The sequence below is a fragment of the Streptomyces panaciradicis genome, from assembly GCF_023516615.1.
In the GTDB taxonomy this organism is placed as follows: Bacteria; Actinomycetota; Actinomycetes; order Streptomycetales; family Streptomycetaceae; genus Streptomyces; species Streptomyces panaciradicis.
In genome coordinates, this window is record NZ_JAMGBF010000218.1 from 1 (window position 1) to 6,631 (window position 6,631).

At 71.9% G+C, this 6,631-nt stretch carries 7 protein-coding genes; 5 read left to right on the forward strand and 2 right to left on the reverse strand.

The window, feature by feature from the left end; translation table 11 throughout:
- Nucleotides 1–93 precede the first annotated feature (93 nt).
- From M8J74_RS41460 to proC, 4 genes are all read left to right on the forward strand, one after another.
- Nucleotides 94–867: a class I SAM-dependent methyltransferase gene (locus M8J74_RS41460; protein WP_249841341.1), complete on the forward strand. Its 774-nt coding sequence runs from the start codon at nucleotides 94–96 to the stop codon at nucleotides 865–867.
- 96 nt (nucleotides 868–963) lie between these two features.
- Nucleotides 964–1,776, forward strand: coding sequence for an ABC transporter ATP-binding protein (locus M8J74_RS41465; RefSeq protein ID WP_249841342.1), 813 nt, complete (start codon nucleotides 964–966; stop codon nucleotides 1,774–1,776).
- Nucleotides 1,773–2,510, forward strand: coding sequence for an ABC transporter permease (locus M8J74_RS41470; protein WP_058923970.1), 738 nt, complete (start codon nucleotides 1,773–1,775; stop codon nucleotides 2,508–2,510). The genes M8J74_RS41465 and M8J74_RS41470 overlap by 4 nt, the downstream gene beginning before the upstream one ends.
- Nucleotides 2,511–2,582: 72 nt before the next feature.
- Nucleotides 2,583–3,395 (forward strand): pyrroline-5-carboxylate reductase, encoded by an 813-nt coding sequence (gene proC, locus M8J74_RS41475; RefSeq protein WP_249841343.1) that lies wholly within the window; start codon nucleotides 2,583–2,585, stop codon nucleotides 3,393–3,395.
- A 23-nt stretch (nucleotides 3,396–3,418) separates the two neighbouring features.
- Here proC and M8J74_RS41480 read toward each other — a convergent pair whose 3' ends face one another.
- Nucleotides 3,419–4,006 (reverse strand): cysteine hydrolase family protein, encoded by a 588-nt coding sequence (locus M8J74_RS41480; RefSeq protein ID WP_249841344.1) that lies wholly within the window; start codon nucleotides 4,004–4,006, stop codon nucleotides 3,419–3,421.
- A gap of 75 nt (nucleotides 4,007–4,081) precedes the next feature.
- Here M8J74_RS41480 and M8J74_RS41485 point away from each other — a divergent pair, with 75 nt between their 5' ends.
- Complete coding sequence (locus M8J74_RS41485; RefSeq protein WP_249841345.1) at nucleotides 4,082–5,119, forward strand: GlxA family transcriptional regulator; 1,038 nt, start codon at nucleotides 4,082–4,084, stop codon at nucleotides 5,117–5,119.
- Here M8J74_RS41485 and trpS read toward each other — a convergent pair.
- On the reverse strand, nucleotides 5,035–6,084 hold the full coding sequence (trpS, locus tag M8J74_RS41490) for a tryptophan--tRNA ligase (RefSeq protein ID WP_249841346.1): 1,050 nt from the start codon (nucleotides 6,082–6,084) through the stop codon (nucleotides 5,035–5,037). The genes M8J74_RS41485 and trpS overlap by 85 nt on opposite strands.
- Nucleotides 6,085–6,631: the final 547 nt, after the last annotated feature.

Sequence of the window (6,631 nt, forward strand, 5' to 3'; positions counted from 1 at the left end):
CCGCGCACCGCAAAGCCCCCCCCGCACCCCAAGCCCCAGCCCCGCACACCGCAAACCCCCGCCCCCGCGACCCACCAGCGCCACCATGGCCGTATGACGGCTCCCTCCCGCACCACCCGCGCCCGCTCCTTCGACGTCGCCGCCGCCCAGTACGCGGCCAACCGCCCCTCCTACCCGCCCGCCCTCCTCGACGCGGTCGAGGACCTGGCGGGCCGTTCGCTCGACGGCGCCCGGGTCGTGGACGTGGGGGCCGGGACCGGTATCGCGACCGGGCTGCTGCGTGCCCGCGGCGCCGAGGTGGTCGCCGTGGAGCCCGGCGAGGGCATGGCGGCCGAGTTCCGGCGCGCCCTGCCCGGCGTCCCGCTCGTCCTCGGCGACGGCGACGCCCTCCCGCTCGCGGACGCCTCGGTCGACTTCGTCACCTACGCCCAGGCGTGGCACTGGACGCGGCCGGCCCGCTCGCTGCCCGAGGCGCGGCGCGTGCTGCGGCCCGGCGGCGCGCTGGCGATGTGGTGGAACCGGGACGCGTTCGACGTCCCGTGGATCGCCGAGCAGGGCGACCGCATCCGGCACCACTTCCGCGGCGAGTACGGCAACAAGCAGGGCGCGGCCACCGTCCGCACGGCACTCGCCTTCGAGGGCGTCGACGAGGTCCCCGCGCACGCCCACCGCGTCGTCCGCTGGAGCCGCACGGTCTCCGTCGACACCCATCTGGCCAACATCGGCAGCCACTCGATCTTCCTGGTGCAGGGCGCGCAGGCCACGGCCGCCTTCCTCGCGCAGGAGCGCGAGCACCTGCTGCGGTCCTTCCCCGGCGGCACGGTCGAGGAGACGTACGACGTCCTGCTGATCGTCGCCACCTTCTGATCCCGGGCGGTCCCTCCGCCCCCGAGGGGCCGTGCCCCGTCCTCGTAGCACTTCGGCCCTTGACGCGGAAACGCGGCCGAGAGGATTATTCAGCACATGATGAATTACGAGTCCACGCGCACCGACCCCCCGGAGACGACCCGGGAGGAACCCGCCGTCCGGGCGGAAGGGCTGAGCGTCGTCCGGGGCGCACGCCAGGTCCTCCGCGACCTCCGCTTCACCGTGCCGCACGGCCAGATCACCGGCCTGCTCGGCCCCTCCGGCTGCGGCAAGACCACCCTGATGCGCTCGATCGTCGGCACCCAGGCCAAGGTCAGCGGCACCCTCGAAGTCCTCGGCCGCCCCGCGGGCGACGCCTCCCTCCGCTCCCGCATCGGCTACGTCACCCAGGACCCGTCCGTCTACGACGACCTGACGATCCGGCAGAACCTCCACTACTTCGCGGCGATCCTCGACCCCGGCCGCGCAGCCGCCGAGCGCCGCCACGACAACGTCACCCGCGCCATCGCCGACGTCGACCTCACCTCGCACGCCGACGCCCTCGCCGGCAACCTCTCCGGCGGCCAGCGCAGCCGCGTCTCCCTCGCCGTCGCCCTCCTCGGCACCCCGGAACTGCTGGTCCTCGACGAACCCACCGTCGGCCTCGACCCGGTGCTGCGCCGCGACCTGTGGAACCTCTTCCACCGCATCGCCGACGAGCGGGGCGCCACCCTCCTCGTCTCCTCCCACGTCATGGACGAGGCCGAGCGCTGCCACCGCCTGCTGCTCATGCGCGACGGCGAGATCCTCGCCGACGACACCCCCGAGGCCCTGCGCACCAGCACCCGTACCGACACCGTCGAAGCCGCCTTCCTGCACCTCGTCGACCAGGCGGCCGCGACCGGCATCCGCAAGGAGACCGTCCGATGAACGCCTCCCGCACCCTCGCCACGGCCGCCCGCGTCCTGCGCCAGCTGCGCCACGACCCCCGGACCATCGCTCTGCTCCTCGTGGTCCCCTGCCTGATGCTGTTCCTGCTCCGCTTCGTCTACGACGGCAGCCCACAGGTCTTCGACAACATCGGCGCCTCGCTGCTCGGCATCTTCCCGCTGATCACGATGTTCCTGGTGACCTCCATCGCCACCCTGCGCGAACGCACCTCCGGCACCCTCGAACGCCTCCTGGCGATGCCCCTGGCCAAGGGCGACCTGATCGCCGGCTACGCCCTCGCCTTCGGCGCCCTCGCCATCGTCCAGTCCGCCATCGCCACCGGACTCGCCCTGTGGTTCCTCGGCCTGGACGTCATCGGCTCACCGTGGCTGCTGCTCCTGGTGGCCCTCCTCGACGCCCTCCTCGGCACCGCCCTCGGCCTGTTCGTCTCGGCGTTCGCCGCCTCCGAGTTCCAGGCCGTCCAGTTCATGCCGGCCGTGATCTTCCCCCAGCTCGTCCTGTGCGGCCTGCTCACCCCGCGCGAGAAGATGCAGCCCGTCCTGGAGGGCATCTCGAACGTCCTGCCCATGTCCTACGCCGTCGACGGCATGAACGAGGTCCTCCGGCACACCGACATGACGACCGCCTTCGTCCGCGACGCCCTCATCGTCGCCGGATGCGCCCTGCTCGTCCTCGGCCTCGGCGCCGCCACCCTCAGGAGGCGCACGGCATAGCGGCCCGCGCGGCGGCGTTCCGCCACCCGGACAGCCGCCCCGGCCCCGCACCGCCGGTGCGAGGATGACTGCATGAGCCAGAAAGTCGCAGTCCTCGGCACCGGCAAGATCGGCGAAGCTCTGCTCAGCGGGATGATCCGCGGCGGCTGGGCCCCGGCCGACCTCCTGGTCACCGCCCGCCGCTCGGAGCGGGCCGAAGAACTCCGCACCCGCTACGGAGTCACCCCGGTCACCAACCCGGAAGCCGCCAAGACCGCCGACACCCTGATCCTCACCGTCAAGCCGCAGGACATGGGCACCCTCCTCGACGAACTCGCCCCGCACGTCCCCGCCGACCGCCTGATCATCAGCGGCGCGGCCGGCATCCCCACCTCCTTCTTCGAGGAGCGGCTGGCCGCCGGGACCCCCGTCGTCCGCGTCATGACGAACACCCCCGCCCTCGTCGACGAGGCCATGTCCGTCATCTCCGGCGGCACCCACGCCACCGCCGAACACCTCGCCCACGCCGAGGAGATCTTCGGCGCCGTCGGCAAGACCCTGCGCGTCCCCGAGTCCCAGCAGGACGCCTGCACCGCCCTCTCCGGCTCCGGCCCGGCCTACTTCTTCTACCTGGTCGAGGCCATGACGGACGCCGGCATCCTGCTCGGCCTGCCCCGCGACAAGGCCCACGACCTCATCGTCCAGTCCGCCATCGGCGCGGCCGTGATGCTTCGCGACAGCGGCGAACACCCGGTCAAGCTCCGCGAGAACGTCACCTCACCCGCGGGCACGACCATCAACGCCATCCGCGAGCTCGAGAACCACGGCGTCCGCGCCGCCCTCATCGCCGCCCTCGAAGCCGCCCGCGACCGCAGCCGCGAACTCGCCTCCGGCAAGAAGGACTGACCCCCGCCCGCCGGGGGCGGCGCTCACGCGCCCGCCGCGTCCAGCAGCTCCTTCGTGGTCACCACCCGAGCGAAGCCGCCCCCGTGCAGCGACACCGCCGCCGCCCGCGCCACCTCGTCCGCGCTCAGCCGCCAGCCGAAGGGCCCCTCCAGGTCGAAGGTGTACGTCGCGTCGTACGCGACCACCACCTCGTACCCGAGATTCCCGCCCATCCGAGCGGTCGTCTCCACGCACATGTTCGTCTGGATGCCGGCCAGCACGAACTGCGAGATCCCCGCCTCCCGCAGCCAGGCCCCCAGATCCGGCGTCCCGAGGAACGCCGAGTTCACGCTCTTCGTCAGGAACAGCTCGGGCCCGGCCCCCTTCCCCCTTCTCTCCTCGACGTACTCCTTCAGCTCGTTGCCCTCGTAGCCGGGCCGCAACGGCGACTCCGGCTTCGAGGAGTCGTGCCGCACGAACACCACCGGCCGCCCCGTCGACTGCCATACGTCGATCAGCGCCGCGATGTTGTCATCGGCCCCCGGGTTGTTCCGAGGCCCCCAGAAACCGGCCTCGTCGAACCCCTTCTGCACGTCCACGACCACCAGGGCCGCGTTCTTCGCCATCTCCATGCCCACGATCCTGCCGCCGCCCGCCCCCACGCCCCAGCAGGTGAAAAGACAGCGATCGATGGTTTACTGCCAACCATGGCCAGTGCTCCGGGCGCCCCCGCCCACCGCGTCGCCCTCCTCGCCTTCCCCGGCATCCGCGCCTTCGACGTCTCCGTCATCACCGAGGTCTGGGGCACCGACCGCACCGACCGCGGCGCCCCCGCCTTCGACCTGCGCCGCGTCGCCGCCGACCCGGCCACCCCCGTCCCGATGCGCGGCGGCATGGCTCTCCTGCCCGACCGCACCCTCGACTGGCTGCCGCGGGCCGACCTGATCGTCGTCCCCGGACTCGACGACCACCTCACCCCCGCACCCGCCCCGGTCCTCGACGCCCTCCGCCACGCCCACGCCCGCGGCACCACCATCGCCGCTCTGTGCGGCGGAGCCTTCACCCTCGCCCAGGCGGGCCTCCTCGACGGCCGCCGCGCCATCACCCACTGGAACCTCGTCGACCTCCTGCGCACCCACCACCCCCACGTCACCGTCGTCCCCGACGCCCTCTTCATCGAGGACGACAACATCTGGACCGCCGCTGGCACCGCCGCCGGCATCGACCTCTGCCTGCACCTCCTACGCCGCTCCCACGGCGCCGAGGCGGCGGCCACCATCGCCCGCTCGATGGTCACCGCCCCCTTCCGCACCGGCACCCAGGCCCAGTTCATCGAGCACCCCACACCCCGCGCGGACCGCGACGCCGACACCCTCGCCGCCGTACGCGAACACGCCCTGCGCCACCTGGACGAGCCGCTCACGGTCGCCGACCTGGCCGCCCACGCCGGCATGTCACCGCGCAGCTTCGCCCGCCACTTCACCGCGGAGACCGGAACGACCCCGCTGCGCTGGCTCCTCGACCAGCGCGTCGCCGCCGCCCAGAAACTCCTCGAACGCACCGACCTGCCCATGCCCGAGGTGGCCCGCCGCGCCGGCTTCGGCAGCGAGGTCACGATGCGCCAGCACTTCGCCTCGCGCCTCGCCACCAGCCCGCGCGCCTACCGCACCGCGTTCAGCACCACACCGGCCTCCGCCTCCGCCCCCTCCTCGGGGACGGCGGGCAGCAGCCCGATCGCGCGATAGGCGGCATCCACGGTCGGCCGCGCCATCGCCCGAGCCCTCCCTGCACCGGCCCGCAGCACCCCCTCCACATAACCGGGATCGGCGCACAGCTCGCGGTGCCTGTCCCGCAGCGGCCTCAGCACCTCGACCACGGCCTCGGCGGTGTCCTTCTTCAGGGCGCCGTACGACTCGTAGGCACCACTCAGGGCCTCCGGGTCCCCACCCGTGCAGGCGGCCAGGATCTCCAGGAGATTCGCGAGCCCGGGCCGCTCGTCCCGGTCGTAGACGACCTCCCGCCCACTGTCGGTCACAGCCCGCATGACCTTCTTCCGTACGACGTCCGGCTCGTCCAGCAGATAGACGACGCCGAGCCCCGACTCGTCGGACTTCCCCATCTTCCGCGCCGGCTCCTGAAGGTTCATCACCCGCGCCGCCACCGCCGGCAGCGTCGCCCGCGGCACCGTGAACGTGTGCCCGTAGCGCTGGTTGAACCGCACCGCCAGATCCCGCGCCAGCTCCACGTGCTGCGCCTGGTCCTCACCCACCGGCACGTCGTCCGTCCCGTACGCGAGGATGTCCGCCGCCATCAGCACCGGATACGTCAGCAGCGACACCCGCACGCTTCTGCCCCGGGCGGCCTCCTTGGCGGCCTTCTCCTTGTACTGGATCATCCGCCGCATCTCGCCGTCGGTGGCCACGCACTCCAGCAGGTACGACAGCCGCGCGTGCTCGTCCACATGGCTCTGTACGAACAGGGTGCACAGCTCGGGGTCCAGCCCCGACGCCAGCAGCAGCGTCGCGGCCTGCCGACTGAGCCTGCGCACCCGCGCCGGGTCGTGGTCCATGGTCAGCGCGTGCAGATCGACCACGCAGAACAGCGCGTCGGCCTGATGCTGGTCGACCTCGGCCCACCGCCGCATGGCCCCCAGGTAGTTGCCCAGCGTCAGGTGCCCGGTCGGCTGAATCCCGCTGAAGACCCGTGCCATCTCTCCACTCCTTCTCGGTCGGGCCGCCGCTCCGGCGGCCGGCCCTCCGGAGCTCTGGAGGGAGAAACGAGAACGGCCGCCGAAGCGGCGGCCGTTGGTGCATACGTGAGTCGGCCGCCGTCAGGCGGCCCACCACTGCTGGGTGCACGTACGCGTAGTCATGGGACAGAGCGTACGCCTCGGGGATGCCGTCTGTCCGCAGGTTGACACGCCCCGGGCGGGTCCGTAAGGTACTTCGAGTTGTCCGACGTGAGAGCCGACTCCGGTCGGTCCCCGGACAGCCATTCCGCAAGTACCAACCACTACTCGACTGCTGTCCATCAGGCCGCCGTCGCTTTATTGGCATGCGTATTCGCGAAATGAGGAATCCGCGTTCGAAGGACGCAGGCCGCCGATTAGCGCGGGGGCCGGGAATCCGCTAAAGTCTCACTCGTCGGAACGGCCCAACAGCCGGGAAGACAACCCCCTCTGACGGGGAATCAGAAGCCGAAAGGATCTGATAGAGTCGGAAACGCCGGAAAGGGAACCGCGAAACAAAAGCGGGAAC